The organism is Bacillus cereus group sp. N8 (genome assembly GCF_016483685.1).
Classification (GTDB): domain Bacteria; phylum Bacillota; class Bacilli; order Bacillales; family Bacillaceae_G; genus Bacillus_A; species Bacillus_A proteolyticus.
Map to the genome: position 1 here is coordinate 353,688 of NZ_JAEHBK010000003.1, position 15,641 is coordinate 369,328.

A 15,641-nucleotide genomic window follows, 5' to 3' on the forward strand; every position below is an offset into this window, starting at 1 on the left:
GGACGCAAAATAATGTAAGCTTGGAAATCCAAGCTTACATTATTTTTTGCTTTCCCTTTTCTTATAAAAAGAGTATACTAAATTAGAACGTATGTTCTTAATAATTACATACAGTAAGGAGATAGAACAATGGTATACGACACAAAAGCAATTTCTTGGAATGCATCTTTAAAACAACTTCAACGCCGCTATACAAACAAACAAGTTGACCGAAAAGAATTTGAAGATATTGAACTAATGGAATTCTTCCGCGATAACGACTACATTTCTTTACCTACACATATAAGCGGCCTATCAACAGCGCGTTTTACTTCTTACTCTATTTTCACAACTGAAGATAAAGATCGTAAAGTTGGCACACTTATTATTGAGTACGTTGAAGACGATAATAATAATTTATGTGTTGAACAACTATACTTCGTTTAAACTATAACGCTTGGTCAAATTGACCAAGCGTTCTTGCTTTCTATGAATCTCACTGTTTATAATATGAATAAAAGAAGACCGCAATCATTAAGGGGGGATATACTTGCTCGAAGGATGGTTCAGTTGGTTCATTGTATTATGGACTGTAATTTTATTAGGACTTATGTCTATCGGTGGATACTTTATGTTCAGAAAATTTTTAAAACGATTACCGAAAGAAGACGGCATGTCTATTTTAGATTGGGAAGCACACTACATTGATCAAACACGACACTTATGGGATAACGAGCAGAAACAATTATTAGAAGAACTCGTAAGCCCTGTTCCTGAACTATTTCGTGATGTTGCTAAATCAAAAATTGCTGGTAAAATTGGGGAACTAGCATTACAAGAAAATGCCTCTAAAATTACACAAGATTTAATTATTAAAGGATATATTATCGCCACACCAAAGCGTGATCATAAATTTTTAGTTAAAAAACTACAAGAAAAAGAGATTGATTATTCTAATTATCAATCTTTACTAACAAAATACCCTTCGTAAAAAAAGATTGCTAGCTTATGGCAATCTTTTTTAACTTACAGTTACTGATTTTGTAGCAACTAGACGAGCCTCTCCTAACTCTATTTGCAAGCCTACAGCACCAGCATAAATATAATCAAATGTATTTGGAATATTAACTGACGTAGAAGTTGATCCCGCTGTTAATACACCGTTCGCAGGAACATTCGTCACATCAAATTCAGCACGCCGATTCGTTGCAGCAGTTCCAATAGGCATATTTCGGTCTGCAAAGCTACCTACTGTATCTAAATTCCCTAAATAATTATTAACTTGTGAGGCGAAAAAGTTTGGATTAGCATTGTTAGGTCCTGAAAGTGCACTACCATTTAAAACAAATATATCTGCAGTCGCATCCGTATCACCATTAGGAATTCCAGTTGGAACCTTGAATCCATCAGAATCAGTAACTATTTCATTCCAAGTACAGGTTATTACACTCCCAACTAATAGAATGATTACAAATATCGCATCAGTTACGTATACTTCTCAGCCTGATCCTACTAGACCACCCGTCACAACAACGACAACAACACCACCAATTACGATAGAAGTAAACCCGAATGAGCCAAACACATTTATTAAGACTGCAAATGTAAATAGCGCCCAGCTTGGTGACTTCATAACATATACACTTACCTTCACTAACAATGGCACTATACCAGCAAATAATTTACTCATTACCGACTCACTACCTCCTGAAGTTACTTTCTATCAGGATTCAGTAACAGTAAACGGCGTATTACGTCCTGGAAGTAATCCAGCTATTGGTATTCTTATTGAAACTGTCAATCCAGGGGAATCCGTTATCGTTCGCTTCATCGTACAAGTAACAAGCGAGCCACAAAATGGCCTTGTCCGAAATACTGCGTGAGTTAGATATACACTCAGACCAGACCCTACTAAACCACCAATTCCTGTTGATGAGACTTCAGAACCTAACATCGTTCCGTTTATCGGTCCATTCGTCTCACCAAACTTAAATTATTTTTTTAATGGTGAACGTTTTATACGTCGCGGTTGGAACAGAGGATGTTAACAATATAAATAAAAAGACAGCGTTTTTGGCGCTGTCTTTTTATTTAATACATATACAGTTTTAAGTTAGCTTCATATCTTTTTCATTATAAAAACCGTCTTCTTTTTCCATTTCCTTCTGTAATTTCGTAAAGGAACGGTACATCGCAATTCTCCATGACACAATCATCGCAAACGCAAGTAAGAAGAACATGCCACTAAGTTGTCCTAAATCAAGAGATTGGCTTAAGTATGTTTTAAATACAATTCGCACTACAAGTAATCCAATTAATATAAAAACAAATGCTTTTGAACGCTTCAAATAAATCTCTTGCCCTCTAATTTCAAATTTAGATGTTTTAATAAGAAAAATAGAGAAAAACAAACCAACGCCAATAGCTTCTAACATTTCCGCTGGAGTTAATCGAAATTCAGGAAAAACATACATCAATGCTCCCGTGCTCATAAAAAATGGTGGAAGTATAATTTTTTTCAATGTTGCGGGTTTCTTAGCTGCTTTTAAACGAATAAACATCGCACCGACAGCCATACAAACAGCAACGATACTTGATAAAAGAACTATGTTCATATTTTCTCATCCTTTTTTGTGGCTATATGCAAAATATACTTTCATTATATGCTTTTCCGTTAGTATTTCCAACATTTTCACAGAATAATACTAAAAACCGGTAAAACCACCAAATAAACTTGAGAAATATACGATAATTTTCGTCATCCAATTAAAATATAAGAATATCCCCATGACAATCATAATGTATCCTCCGATTTTCATGAAAGCCATACTATTTCTTTTAATCCAAGACATTTTCGTAATAAAGAATGAAAGTACGAAAAACGGGATAGCAAATCCAAGTATGTAAGCAATCATATAAATCATTGCCGATTCTGGATTTGTTGCAGCTAATCCAATTACAGACACTAAAATAGGGCCAGTACATGGTGTCCACCCTGCAGCAAATGCCAATCCAATTAGAACTGAACCAAAATAACCACTCGGACGATTCTTAAAAGTAAATTTACGATCTTGCATTAAAAACTTCGGCTTAAACACACCGACAATTATAAGACCGAACACGATGATAAATATACCACCTAACTGTCTAATTAAATCTTTATAATCCGTAAAGATGCCTCCGATAAAGCTTGTACCAAATCCAATCGCAATAAAAATAATTGAAAAACCAAGTAAGAAAAACGCTGTATGTATCATACTTCTTTTGCGAAGCATTGCATTTTCTTCTTTCAATTCAGAAACCGACATACCTGTTATGTATGATAAAAATGCCGGGTAAAGCGGTAAGCAACATGGGGAAATAAATGATAAAAACCCAGCGCCAAACGCTAAAAAAATACTAATATCTTGCATGATTCCACTCCTCTCCTTACATATTGTAGCAAAAACACATAAAAATACTATGAACAATTCGTGAACTCACTTTAACAACGTGATAATAAGAAAAACTACTCTTTCAAACAGTTTCTAATAAAACGTTTTCATTTCCTTCTATTATATAGAACAATCTCAATTGAATTATGAAGCTCTTTCTAGTTGTTACTAACATAACAAAGGTATCACAGTTTCTCAAATACTTAGCACATTACAATCAACTTCACACATATTGACCTGAAAAAATATTTTTTTCAAATGCTGTCTTTATACAATGTAACACTGATTTTACAATACTTTAATTATTATTAATTTCAAGATTATGCATAAATATCATACTTTTATTATTATTCTATAAAATGTCGCACTTTTCTTTCAGTTGACCCTTTATTTTTAATTTTGTATACTTCCCTCTAGTTATATATGTCCGTTACGGAACAATTTCATATAGATGGGAGGAATTTTTCATGCTTCGTTATTCTCTTTTAGTTTTATTAGGAGCGTGTAGTTATGGGATTTTAGCTATTTTTGTTAAGCTTGCATATGCAGAAGGATTTTCACTCGGAGAGGTAATTGGTAGCCAATATTTGTTCGGTTGGATTATTTTGCTTACTATTACACTTCTATTTTCTAGACACCGTGTTCCATTAAAACAAGCGTTAATTTTATTCGTTGCAGGAACATCGGCAAGCTTCACTGGAATTTTTTATTACGCTTCATTAAAAACTGTACCAGCTTCTATTGCAATTATACTTTTATTCCAATTCGTTTGGGTTGGGATTATCATTGAAGCAGTCGCAACGAAAACATTACCTTCAAGAGAAAAAGTTATTTCGGTTATTTTCTTACTTGTAGGTACATTTTTATCAAGTGGTTTACTAGAAAAATCAGCAGGTGATTTCGATACGACTGGAATCATTTTAGGTTTATTATCTGCCGTTACATTCGCAACATACATTTTCGTGAGCGGAAAAGTTGCTGTTGAAGTGCCTTCATTACCGCGCGGTGTTCTTTTAATGGCTGGTGCTTTAACTTTAGTAATGCTCGTATTCCCGCCAACATTTATTATGAACGGTGCCATTTCTCAAGGGCTTTGGAAATATGGCTTAGGATTAGGAATATTTAGTATCGTTATTCCGTCTATTGCCTTTACAATTGGCATTCCAAAAATCGGTTCTGGATTAGCGACTATTCTTGGTGCAGCAGAACTACCAGTTACAACTATTATGTCTGTATTCGTTTTAAAAGAAGCTGTACTATCTTCACAATGGTTCGGTGTATCACTTATTTTAATCGGTATCGCAATCCCGCAAATTGCATATGCAATGCGTGGACGTCATAGAAAACAGCATACTCATAAAAAAGTTGCAGCATAAAGTGAAACTTTAATCAGTGGGGGTTTTGTTCATCCCCACTGATTATTAGTTAAACCAATCGGGGATAAACGAGAGAGGATTTTCATTTGAGAATCCTCTCTTTTATTATTGTATAATTAATATAAATACTTCACTTAAGAAAGAGGGCATAATAAGTGGCATCTATTCCAGATCAATTAACAGAAAAACTTATTTCTATTCGTCGGCATTTACATGAAAATCCAGAACTATCATACGAAGAATTTGAAACAACAAAAGCGATAAAAAATTGGTTAGAAGAGGCCAATATCACTATTATGGATTCCAACTTAGAAACAGGGATTATCGCTGAAATTTCTGGTAATAAAAATGGACCAGTTGTAGCGATTCGTGCTGATATCGATGCTCTTCCTATCCAGGAAGAAACAAGCCTTCCATACGCTTCAAAAATACAGGGTAAAATGCATGCTTGCGGGCATGATTTTCATACGGCTGCTATTATTGGTGCAGCTTATTTATTAAAGGAAAAAGAATCTTCTCTTAACGGAACTATACGCTTTATATTTCAGCCAGCTGAAGAAAGCAGTAATGGTGCTTGCAAAGTTATTGAAGCTGGACATTTACAGGATGTACAAGCTATCTTTGGTATGCATAATAAACCTGATTTACCAGTAGGTACAATCGGTATTAAAGATGGACCACTAATGGCCGGAGTTGATCGATTTGAAATTGAAATTCACGGAGTTGGTACACATGCAGCTGTACCAGATGCTGGCGTAGACCCTATTGTCGCATCCTCTCAAATTGTTATGGCACTGCAGACAATTGTAAGTCGAAATATAAGTTCATCTCATAATGCAGTTGTTAGTGTTACAAACATCCATTCAGGAAATACGTGGAACGTTATTCCTGAAAAAGCTACGTTAGAAGGAACTGTACGTACATTCCAAGCTGAAACACGTGAAAAGATTCCAGCATTAATGGAGCGTATTATTAAAGGGGTTTCTGATGCACTAGGTGTAAAAACAAAATTCCGATTTTACCCAGGTCCTCCTGCTGTTCATAACGATAAAACACTCACTAATCTTTCTATTCAAATTGCAGAGCAAATGAATCTAAACGTTATCTCTCCTACACCATCAATGGCCGGAGAAGATTTTTCTTTTTACCAACAAAAAACACCAGGTTCATTCGTCTTTATGGGAACAAGTGGTACACATGAATGGCATCATCCATCTTTTACAGTAGATGAAAAAGCATTACCTATTAGCGCGGAGTATTTCTCCTTATTAGCCGAAGAGGCTATTCATCAATTAGCACATACAAAAAGCCGTTAAGTTAATCCTTAACGGCTTTTGCCTATGCGGTTAAATCTCGTTTTATAAATACTGTATAAGAAATCCCTAGAAATACAATTAAATACAGAAGAAGTATACAAGAAGCGAATGGGAATGTTACTCCATCAATAAAGCTTCCATTCTTTGAAATACTATATAAATCTGTGTTTGCTGGCAATAAATATTTCGCCCATTCATATCTAGTTGCTGCTATTAACGCAATATTTCCTGATAAAGCAAGAAATAGCGAAATACCAATTGCGCCGCCACTAGATCTCGTTAAAACAGAAATCATAAACGCAAACGCTGCGTACACAATAGTTGGCAACCACGATAAAACATAATACTTACTTACTTCCATAAAAATGTTTTGTTTTATTATATTTCCATCTCGGAAAATAAATTCACTCCATGCAGGCTGTTGGAATTTATAAATAACAAGTCCACATAAAGCTGAGAAAATCATATTAAATATAAACAATAACGCTGCAAATAACACGATCGCTAAAAATTTTGCTGTTAAAATTTTAAATCGATTTGCCGGACGGATCGTTAAAAACTTATATGTTCCCCAGCTATATTCATTCGCAAAAATTGTACTTGCATACACGAGAATAAACGGAAGCAAAATTGGAAATACAATGAAACCTGTATCTCTCATAAATGAAAGCGGTGAACTACTTGACGGTGCTATGTCCGTATCTAAATGCTTCATTTTAAGCTGATATTCCTTTACAAGCTCGTCCCCTGACTTTTCTGCTAAAATATCCGCTTTTTTCATGCCGAGCTTTTTCTCGATTTCTACAGTACGTTCTGTATAATCCACTTTCCACCCTTTTGTTTCTGGCTCTAAATACTTGACCGTAACCCATCCTAATCCAACAATTAATACTGCAATAACTGCAAAAGGAATAATCGTTCGCTTTCGCTTAAATATTTTATACAACTCGTTATAAACTAAATTAAACAATATCTTTTCCCCCTGTTAATTCTAAAAACTGCTCTTCTAGCGTTTTTCTTTCTTCATATACACGATAAACTTGAATGTTTTTCTCCATCAATGTACGAATAATATTTGGAATTTCTTCATCTTTCACGTTTATAACTAATTCGTTTTCTTCTACTAAAACATCGTATTCTAAAACTTCTTTCGCTTTATTCACATCATCTACACGTATATGTATTTTTTCCTTTTCTTCCTTTTTGTCACTTTGAATATTTTGTGTTGCGACATATTCTCCGTGCTGAATAATAATAACTCTGTCACACATTAATTCTACTTCTGAAAGTAAGTGACTAGATACAAGAACCGCCTTTCCTTGTTCATGTGCAATTTTCTTTATGTACATCCGCATTTCATGTATACCACTAGGATCTAATCCGTTCGTTGGTTCATCTAGTATTAATACGTCTGGATCATGAATAAGCGCCTGAGCAATTCCTAAACGCTGTCTCATACCGAGTGAATATGCTTTTACTTTACGATCAATTACTTGTCCCATCCCTAGCAATTGCACTACTTCATCGATACGTTCTTCGGTCACATTTCCATTCATTCTTCCGAAATATGTTAAATTTTCATAGCCGCTTAAGAAAGGATAAAATTCCGGTGTCTCAATTACAGCACCAATTTTCGCAGCAGTTTTTTCAAATTGCTGTTTTACAGATTGACCATCAATCCATACTTCTCCTTCTGTCATACGAATCATTCCAACCATCATTCGCATTAATGTCGTTTTCCCAGCACCATTTGGTCCTAATAAGCCAACTACTTCACCTTTTTTCACTTCAAAACTAATATTTTCTACTAACGTCTTTGAACCAATTCGCTTTGTTAATCGATCAACTTTTACGATCGCTTGCTCATTTATCATTCCATACAACCTTTCTTCTTAACTCTTTTTTTCAGTTCTTCCCACTGTATCATGATTAATAACATGTGTAAAATGAAGAAAAAGCCATGATTTCTCATGCCTTTCTCCTCGTTTCATATGACTTTTCATTTTTTAACCTTTGTATAAATCTACAACATTGCCACATCGATATTATAATGACGGTTATCATAACAACTGCTGTTACCATTATCGCATACAACGTAATTGGTGCATTTGTTACTCCTTGGATTCCTACTACTTTCATAAAAATAATAATAAATAATTTCAGAAATAACATACCATGAATTAATCCGAAAATGAAAGCTCCTCCGTAAGTTAATAATTGCTCCTGGCATAATAAACATAACATTTCTTTTCTCTTCATATTCACTACTTCATACGATCTAAACTCCTCTCTCCTACTCTGTAAAAGAGAGGCTGTCATTTTATAAGTAATGAACATACACACAAAAATTACAAATAGAAACATTGCATAAAACCACTTTACAAATATAGGTGTATATTCCGCTTTACTTATTACATCTTCATTGAACCGGAATGATATCATAAAAAAACAAACCATTGTATTCATAGCAATCCACATAAATTGTTTTAACCTTCTGATAGCAAATTTTTGTATATTTTTTCTCGCCAACCGAAATAAAGACATAAATTTCTTCCCCTACCTCACTTCATAACATACTCCTTCTATAATACTAGTGTATAAAAATATGACATTTTAAACATCGCACTTCAATCGGAATCTTTACTAAGCCTTTAGTCCTAGAAAATAAAATGGGAATAAAAACATTTATATACTATAATTGTAAAAAGGAGGGGTTATATGCGTATAAAATTACTGTATATTCTTTCTTTGTTACTTTTCACTAGTTGTAGCTCACTAAAAAACAATGAAGGTGCCACTGTTAAACCATATAAGTTAACAAAAGAGCAATCTGATATTTTACAAATGACTCCTATAGGAGAAGGAAATAGAATGTTTTATAACGTTACAATCAAAAATAATAAAGATGAACTCCATGCTACAATTGACTATTATCAAAATGGTAAAAAAGTAAAAGAAATTGCTAACATAGCTTCATCACATTTTTCAGAAAAGAACATAAGGCTTTCATGCATAGCACCACATCTCCAATTTGATAAAGATGTACAAGAAAAAGGCCAATGGTATATTAATATCGACGGTGGTTCAACGCTTGTTCCTGAAGAGTCCCCTCCAATCGTAAATAGTTCTGCAACTACTACAATTCAATCTACTAAAAACGTAAAATACAATCAAAAAACGATTTTAGCCGCTGTAATCCCAACAAATAAAGAAACTATAAGCGTCCCTACAATTGATGAAGAAACGGGTATTGATCTACTCTTAAAAGAAAACGAACATGTTTATCTATTTAGTATCGAGCTAAAAAAACAATAAAGCGGAAATGCAATTTAGGTGCATTTCCGCTTTATTGTTTAACAAGGTGTAGTTTTGTGTATCTTAATTAAATCCCTTCTCCGTCATGATTACTGCTCACCCTTCCCATCTTCCACTTCAATCCTTTTTTTCTCTCTTGCAATTTTTAAGAACTCTAACAGCTCTGGATTACTATTCATTTTTTTGTAAGCCACCGACATTTCTGCTACAAAATTAGAATCGCATAGTTCCTTATATACAACTTCTGTTTTATACAATTTATTTGCTGATACAGGTATTACCGTAATTCCAATACCTGCTGCTACAAGACCCATGACAGTTTGATACTCCGTTGCTTCTTGTACAATGTGCGGACTAAAACCTACATCACGGCAAAGTGATAGAATTGTATCATATAACGCTGGCCATACTGGTCTCGTAATAAATACGAACGGTTCATCCCTTAAATCTTCGATATGTATTTCGTCCTTTTCAGCAAGCGGATGTGCCTTTGGTAAACATAACGTACACGAAAGTTTTTGAATTGGTTCTAACTCAAGTAATTGCGTTGGAATTGGCGGACGTAAAAATCCAATATCAATTCGATTATCATGAAGTGCATGCACCTGATCCGGTGTTGACAATTCATGTAATGCTACAGACACTCTCGGAAATTTCTTTCTATACTCTCTGACGATTGACGGTAAAATATCATATATTGCCGCACCTACAAAACCAATTGAAAGTGATCCAACTTCTCCCCTTTGCGCACTTTGTGCAACTTCTACTGCTTTTTCAATTTGTTCAAACGCTTTTTTTACTTCTTTTAAAAACATTTCTCCTGCTTCTGTTAATTCAACCTTTCTCTTCGTTCTTGAAAATAACATAACTCCCATTTCTTTTTCTAATTGCTGAATTTGTTGACTAAGCGGTGGTTGTGTCATTTGTAAACGAGCAGCTGCTCGTCCAAAGTGTAATTCCTCTGCCACTACAACAAAATATTGCAAATGCCGTAATTCCATTTTGGACACCCTTTTCACTTTCGATTAATACATCTAATATATTAATAACATATAATTTATATATTAGACAAATATTTCGAATGAACGTATAGTAGAAATTGTTAATTCTTTTTTACAATTTTTATGTAAAAAAAGAAAGAGGTGGTTACTGTATGAAATGGTGGAAGTTAAGCGGACAAATATTATTATTATTTTGTTTCGCTTGGACAGGTGAATGGATTGCAAAACAGGCACACCTCCCAGTTCCAGGAAGTATAATTGGTATTTTTCTATTATTAATCTCATTAAAATTTAACATAGTGAAAAAAGAATGGATACAAGACGGTGCAGACTTTTTATTAAAAGAACTTATTTTATTTTTCATCCCTTCTGCAGTCGCTGTCATTCGTTACAAAGATACATTATCACAGTATGGAATCGATCTCATTTTAATTATCGTGATTAGTACACTTTGTGTCACTCTCGTAACAGGACTATTAACAGAATTGCTATTGAAGCGGAAAGGATCAACACAATGATCGGCTTTCTTTGTTTGCTATTAACACTATTCACATATTGGGTATCTAAAAAAATGTATCAACGCTGGAATTGGAGCTTACTTTCTCCCCTGCTTGTATGCCCAATCATTTTAATTACTTTATTGCTCGGATTAGATACACCATACGAAACCTACGAATCTGGTAGTCATTGGCTAACAGAATTATTAAAGCCTGCAACGGTTGCTTTCGCGTGGCCAATCTATAAGTATTTTGATCTATTAAAAAAACATGGCACTGCTATTTTAATTAATGTCATTGTCGGTTCTTTTCTTTCAGTTATTACTTCAGCACTACTAGCTAATTTTTTTCAAATTGACTCTACAATAGAACAAAGTTTAGCACCGCACATTGTAACAACACCTATTGCAATGGCTATTTCAGAAATGATTGGCGGCATGTCACAATTAACAGCGGTTTTCGTCGTATTAACTGCCTTAACTGGAGCGTTACTCGGTCCTACGCTCATACGCATATGCCGTATTAAAACAGCGCTCGCAAAAGGTATAATGCTAGGTACTAGCGCGAATGGAACCGGAACATCAAAAGCATTTGAAATCGGTCCTATAGAAGGTACAATTGCAAGTTTATCAATGCTTTTAACAGCTGGAGCTAGTTTAGTTATCGTTCCGCTTTTTTTATCTTGGTTACACTAAAAAAAGCAAGTGTTTAAACACTTGCTTTTTTATTTATATATTTATTTAAAATCTTATAATCCTCCGGGAAAGATAGCGTTAATTCCTTCATTTCATCTATCCTCTTCCAAGCAATTTCATGTATTAACTCATCAGGATCTTGGATTTTCATACTACCGCCTATTTTTTTAACGACATAATAATGAACGTATACAGGAACCCCATATGTAATACCTTCTTTTTCGTATATTTTATTTACAACCTCCACATTGTAACCCGTTTCTTCCCAAACTTCTCGAATACAACATTCTTCTAGTGTTTCTCCATTTTCAAGCCCACCACTTGGAACAGACCACCTTTTTTCTTCACCCTTTTGCCCTTGCAACACCATTAAAATTTCATTTCTTTCATTTACACATACTGCTGCACAACCTACCCATCTTTCCATATACATCCCTCCCCTATAAAAATTCACCTTCTTTATCATTTTCTCCTTGAAAAAAGAGGAAAAAAGTAAACTAATGACGAAAAATCACATTAACTTCATAGACAATCCCTTCTTAGAAATTAAAAATGGAAGGATGAAATTATGATTTCTAAATATGTTGTGGAATGTGTTTTTTGTGAAGAAAATCGAAAACCTCGGCAGGCTATCGTCACAGTACCCGCCACTTCGCAGCTACTAGCAATCCAAAAGGTACGGGCTGAATGCACACGGCGCTTCGGAAAAACTTTATTATTGCAAACAGAAATTAAAGAAGAATTACTCATTGAACAAAAAGAAAGCTGACCATAAATTGGCCAGCTTTCTTATCCGATCATATTTTCACATGAAGATTAGGGGCATCCTCTTTAAGGATCGGGATTTACCCATTATGTACGTTCCATAATGGTCATCGAACAATATATTTCTATACAATAAACTATTGAATAGAATAGGGCAAAACTTGTTCGCATTTTTTAGAAAAGGGATAGGGATATAATTCAAGTAATACTTCGAATACTCGAACTTTACACTCATTATATTAAAACAAATTCTTTTATATGGGAAATATGAATTACTTACATAATTCATTCGTAAAATATATTAATAGTTTTCTTTACTCTACTAACAACATACATCCAGCTAGTATCGGTGTCATAATCATTGAAAACCTTAAAAGCATCCGAGGTGCATAATTTGTAAACTTAGCTCCTATATATGCCCCTAACATTGTCCCGATTAAAACTTGTACTAATAATACATAATCTAAATACCCTTCCGAACTATATCCAAGCCCACCTCCAATTGTGATTGGTAATATAACAAGCATTGTCGTCCCTACAGATTGCTGAATCGTTAATCCTAATAGAACTATTAATCCAAGTTGGATAAAGGGTGCTGAACCAATCCCAAATGAACCAGCTAACATTCCAGTAACCAGTCCGAGACATATACATTTAATCAAGTTATCTTTCGAAAGTTCGTTATGCCCTTTTAAAGACGACCGTTCCTTTTTTTGAAATATAATTAATCGAATAAACATAAAAATTGCAGATAAAAATAACATTCCCGCTGTAAACCAGTGTAGAAGATTCGCTGGTATTAGCGAACCAAACTTCGAACCAATAAAGGAACCAATCGCTCCAAATCCCCCAACAATTCCGCCTATTACAAACACAACATTCCCTTCTCTATAATGACTTACTACCCCAGATAATGTCGTAAATGCCATAGCAGTTAGAGATGTTGCAAGAGCAACGTGAATAGGGATATGGAATACTAAAGTGAGTATCGCGATGATAAATCCTGCTCCTCCTGCTCCGACAAACCCTAATAAAACTCCCATTAATAACATTGTTATAATAATTGCCACATATTCCCCCTCCAATATTCCAATTATCTATCACATGCGCACTTCTATACAAACAAAAAGCATCCTAAATGGATGCTCTTTCTACTTTTTCTATATTAATAATATGTACTTACTCTTGATTAATCAAAATAACAGCGGGACCAGAAACAACTACTCCGGCCACTTCTATCTTTTCAAATTCCATCACTGTAATAGATATAACCCCTTCTCTTTCCATCAATTCCTTACTCAGGACTTCAGTCGGTATTGATTTCACCGTCCTACCTCCTTTTCATTTTATACAAAAAACTACCCAATGCCTCTAAATATATGCATCACCTCCACTTTCATTCCTTATTCCAGTCAAAATTCACATCCCCTTTCTATAACATATTGAAAAATAAAAAAGCACTCGCCAAAGCGAATGCCTTTCCATTATTTACTCTCTATTACTTTTAACATTCTATTAATAAATGCTGCGGATTCCCCACGTGTTGCAGAACCTTTTGGCATAAACTCATTATTCTCATTCCCTTTTACGATACCTAATCCATAAACACGCTGAACTGCCTGTTTATCATACGCTAAATTTTGATCCGTAAATGGTAATGAAACTAAATTACCTTTTATATTTTTGTATTGCAATGCACGATCAATCATAATGACAGCTTCATCACGTTTAATCGTATCATTCGGAGCAAATATATCATTTCCTCTTCCACTTATAATCCCAGCACTAGCTGCACGATTAATACCATCTACTAGCGATGGATGAGCTGTGCTTAAATCTTTGAAATTCGATTTCCCCTCTGGTAATTGCAATGATCTTGAAACTAAATTCGCAAATTCACCACGTGTTACAAGGCGTTCTGGCCAGTAAGAACCCTTTCCATCTCCAACCATAATACCTCTTTTATCTAATTCACGAATATCCGCTTCATACCAACCACCAGTTATATCATCTTTATGATTCGCATCATAATAAGCTTTCGTTCCCTGTAAAAATGGCTCCCACGCATTATCCTTTATCATAATGGCCGGACAATTCTTTCCGCTCCAAAATTGATGTTTTTTCACATTTTCTAAAGGAATATTTAATTCCCCCATTAAATATGCTGCTAGTTTGCGAGCATTTTCCACAGCTTTATTATAATCACCATCTTGGTTGACAGCAATTTCAATTGCAATTGATTCTCTATTACCAGTTCCTTCTGCTCCATCTCCAGCATGCCAACCATTTTCATTTAATGGTAGATGTTGATAAATTTCTTTATCATCTACTGTAAAATGCCAAGATGCTGAACGATCAGTCGTTCCTGTTGCTTGGCTGTATAAATATTGTGCATGGTTTCTAGCATTTGCTCCAACACTATAATTATCTGTCTCATGAATTGTAATGTATTTTGGTTTCATCGCATTGCCTGGACGAATATTTTCATTTCCTGTTGGTACAATCATTTCCTTTAATGGTACACCGTAAATATCCGTTGTTTTCTCTGCTGATGGCGCTGCATACATAACAGCTGCACGTTTTGTACGTGTTGGTGTTGTGTCTTGAATAAGCGAGGCCTTTGTCCCTTCAAATTTTGCTGAAGGTGCATAAATCCATTTCACCTCATTATCTATTTGGACTTGGAACCACTCTCCAACTTGTCCAATTGCAATAATTGTTTGCGGTTGTAACACTTTCTCATCTTTATATGAATTAAATGGTGCGGAATATGTAGCTGTCTCTTCATTAATTACTAACTTTTCGTTTACCAAGCGATAAACTTCCTTAACCTCTACATTTCCTTCACTACTTTGTATCCATCCAGCTCCAGATGATGTTTCAACATAGTAAGCGTTCCCTTTTCGTTTTTCGGCTTTCACTACTTGATTAGAAAGCTGCACACCTGTCGCTTTTTGTAAATCAGCAGAATCAAATAAAGATGCTGAACTTATTATATGTACAAGAAAATCTCCTTGCGCTTCAGTTGTTACTCCTTTGTCCTCTCCACGCCCATCTTCATCTTTCATATGGTTTTCAATACTTTTTAAAGCTTGTTCGTCAGTTGAAATTGTTACGGTCTTTTCTACTGTGTCAGCATAGGAAAAAGTTGGAATCGTCACCATACTAAATACAATTGATGCAGCTAAAACATTATAAAATCCTTTTTTCATAATAATTATTTAACACGCTTATATCGAAATTCGTGTTAACTTCCCTCCCTA

The 15,641-nt window shown here is 34.7% G+C and carries 18 protein-coding genes and 3 pseudogenes; 9 read left to right on the plus strand and 12 right to left on the minus strand.

Annotated elements, in window-relative coordinates:
* Positions 1 to 129: 129 nt before the first annotated feature.
* Complete coding sequence (locus JDS80_RS08165; RefSeq protein WP_000262392.1) at positions 130 to 426, plus strand: hypothetical protein; 297 nt, start codon at positions 130 to 132, stop codon at positions 424 to 426.
* Between the two features lie 103 nt (positions 427 to 529).
* Positions 530 to 970 (plus strand): DUF2621 domain-containing protein, encoded by a 441-nt coding sequence (locus tag JDS80_RS08170; RefSeq protein ID WP_071747705.1) that lies wholly within the window; start codon positions 530 to 532, stop codon positions 968 to 970.
* Between the two features lie 30 nt (positions 971 to 1,000).
* Here the strand turns inward: JDS80_RS08170 and JDS80_RS31380 are convergent.
* Positions 1,001 to 1,357, minus strand: a pseudogene (locus tag JDS80_RS31380) (hypothetical protein); the annotation flags it as partial.
* Between the two features lies 1 nt (position 1,358).
* On the opposite strand from JDS80_RS31380, the pseudogene JDS80_RS08180 reads away from it, so the two are divergent.
* Positions 1,359 to 2,027: pseudogene (locus JDS80_RS08180) on the plus strand (DUF7507 domain-containing protein); the annotation flags it as partial.
* Between the two features lie 60 nt (positions 2,028 to 2,087).
* Here the strand turns inward: JDS80_RS08180 and JDS80_RS08185 are convergent.
* The 3 genes and pseudogenes from JDS80_RS08185 to JDS80_RS32100 form a co-directional block, all read right to left on the minus strand.
* A complete protein-coding gene (locus JDS80_RS08185; RefSeq protein WP_001028439.1) occupies positions 2,088 to 2,594 on the minus strand; it encodes a CcdC family protein in 507 nt (168 codons plus the stop codon).
* Between the two features lie 90 nt (positions 2,595 to 2,684).
* A complete protein-coding gene (ccdA, locus tag JDS80_RS08190; RefSeq protein WP_071747706.1) occupies positions 2,685 to 3,392 on the minus strand; it encodes a cytochrome c-type biogenesis protein CcdA in 708 nt (235 codons plus the stop codon).
* 16 nt (positions 3,393 to 3,408) lie between these two features.
* Positions 3,409 to 3,558: pseudogene (locus tag JDS80_RS32100) on the minus strand (peptidase T).
* 322 nt (positions 3,559 to 3,880) lie between these two features.
* Between JDS80_RS32100 and JDS80_RS08195 the strand changes: the two are divergent.
* Positions 3,881 to 4,789, plus strand: a complete 909-nt coding sequence (locus tag JDS80_RS08195; protein ID WP_071747707.1) for an EamA family transporter — start codon at positions 3,881 to 3,883, stop codon at positions 4,787 to 4,789.
* Between the two features lie 155 nt (positions 4,790 to 4,944).
* Positions 4,945 to 6,105: a M20 peptidase aminoacylase family protein gene (locus JDS80_RS08200; RefSeq protein ID WP_071747708.1), complete on the plus strand. Its 1,161-nt coding sequence runs from the start codon at positions 4,945 to 4,947 to the stop codon at positions 6,103 to 6,105.
* Between the two features lie 22 nt (positions 6,106 to 6,127).
* Here the strand turns inward: JDS80_RS08200 and JDS80_RS08205 are convergent, their stop codons facing one another.
* The 3 genes from JDS80_RS08205 to JDS80_RS08215 form a co-directional block, all read right to left on the minus strand.
* Positions 6,128 to 7,075 carry an ABC transporter permease gene (locus JDS80_RS08205; RefSeq protein ID WP_071770774.1) on the minus strand — a complete coding sequence of 316 codons (948 nt, stop codon included), beginning with the start codon at positions 7,073 to 7,075 and terminating at the stop codon, positions 6,128 to 6,130.
* The gene (locus JDS80_RS08210; RefSeq protein WP_199637963.1) at positions 7,068 to 7,979 is read right to left on the minus strand and encodes an ABC transporter ATP-binding protein; all 912 of its coding nucleotides are present in this window, start codon (positions 7,977 to 7,979) and stop codon (positions 7,068 to 7,070) included. Before JDS80_RS08210 ends, JDS80_RS08205 begins: the two co-directional genes overlap by 8 nt.
* 94 nt (positions 7,980 to 8,073) lie before the next feature.
* The gene (locus tag JDS80_RS08215; protein WP_071747711.1) at positions 8,074 to 8,649 is read right to left on the minus strand and encodes an FtsX-like permease family protein; all 576 of its coding nucleotides are present in this window, start codon (positions 8,647 to 8,649) and stop codon (positions 8,074 to 8,076) included.
* Between the two features lie 174 nt (positions 8,650 to 8,823).
* Here JDS80_RS08215 and JDS80_RS08220 point away from each other — a divergent pair, with 174 nt between their 5' ends.
* Positions 8,824 to 9,420: a histidine kinase gene (locus JDS80_RS08220; RefSeq protein ID WP_199637965.1), complete on the plus strand. Its 597-nt coding sequence runs from the start codon at positions 8,824 to 8,826 to the stop codon at positions 9,418 to 9,420.
* Between the two features lie 89 nt (positions 9,421 to 9,509).
* Here the strand turns inward: JDS80_RS08220 and alsR are convergent, their stop codons facing one another.
* Positions 9,510 to 10,421, minus strand: a complete 912-nt coding sequence (gene alsR, locus JDS80_RS08225; protein ID WP_071747713.1) for an acetoin biosynthesis transcriptional regulator AlsR — start codon at positions 10,419 to 10,421, stop codon at positions 9,510 to 9,512.
* 152 nt (positions 10,422 to 10,573) lie between these two features.
* Between alsR and JDS80_RS08230 the strand changes: the two genes are divergently transcribed.
* On the plus strand, positions 10,574 to 10,939 hold the full coding sequence (locus tag JDS80_RS08230; RefSeq protein WP_000872360.1) for a CidA/LrgA family holin-like protein: 366 nt from the start codon (positions 10,574 to 10,576) through the stop codon (positions 10,937 to 10,939).
* Positions 10,936 to 11,613 carry an LrgB family protein gene (locus tag JDS80_RS08235; protein WP_071747714.1) on the plus strand — a complete coding sequence of 226 codons (678 nt, stop codon included), beginning with the start codon at positions 10,936 to 10,938 and terminating at the stop codon, positions 11,611 to 11,613. The genes JDS80_RS08230 and JDS80_RS08235 overlap by 4 nt, the downstream gene beginning before the upstream one ends.
* Before the next feature lie 13 nt (positions 11,614 to 11,626).
* On the opposite strand, the gene JDS80_RS08240 is transcribed toward JDS80_RS08235, so the two are convergent.
* Positions 11,627 to 12,040, minus strand: coding sequence for an NUDIX hydrolase (locus JDS80_RS08240; protein WP_098890274.1), 414 nt, complete (start codon positions 12,038 to 12,040; stop codon positions 11,627 to 11,629).
* A 141-nt stretch (positions 12,041 to 12,181) separates the two neighbouring features.
* Between JDS80_RS08240 and JDS80_RS08245 the strand changes: the two genes are divergently transcribed.
* The gene (locus tag JDS80_RS08245) at positions 12,182 to 12,382 is read left to right on the plus strand and encodes a DUF3903 domain-containing protein (protein ID WP_071770778.1); all 201 of its coding nucleotides are present in this window, start codon (positions 12,182 to 12,184) and stop codon (positions 12,380 to 12,382) included.
* A 310-nt stretch (positions 12,383 to 12,692) separates the two neighbouring features.
* Here the strand turns inward: JDS80_RS08245 and JDS80_RS08250 are convergent, their stop codons facing one another.
* The 3 genes from JDS80_RS08250 to JDS80_RS08260 all read right to left on the minus strand — a co-directional run bounded on the left by JDS80_RS08250 (position 12,693) and on the right by JDS80_RS08260 (position 15,590).
* Positions 12,693 to 13,448 carry a TSUP family transporter gene (locus tag JDS80_RS08250; protein WP_199637967.1) on the minus strand — a complete coding sequence of 252 codons (756 nt, stop codon included), beginning with the start codon at positions 13,446 to 13,448 and terminating at the stop codon, positions 12,693 to 12,695.
* Positions 13,449 to 13,557: 109 nt separating this feature from the next.
* Positions 13,558 to 13,704 (minus strand): BC1881 family protein, encoded by a 147-nt coding sequence (locus JDS80_RS08255; protein ID WP_000836278.1) that lies wholly within the window; start codon positions 13,702 to 13,704, stop codon positions 13,558 to 13,560.
* 158 nt (positions 13,705 to 13,862) lie between these two features.
* The gene (locus tag JDS80_RS08260; RefSeq protein WP_199637969.1) at positions 13,863 to 15,590 is read right to left on the minus strand and encodes an S-layer homology domain-containing protein; all 1,728 of its coding nucleotides are present in this window, start codon (positions 15,588 to 15,590) and stop codon (positions 13,863 to 13,865) included.
* Positions 15,591 to 15,641 lie beyond the last annotated feature (51 nt).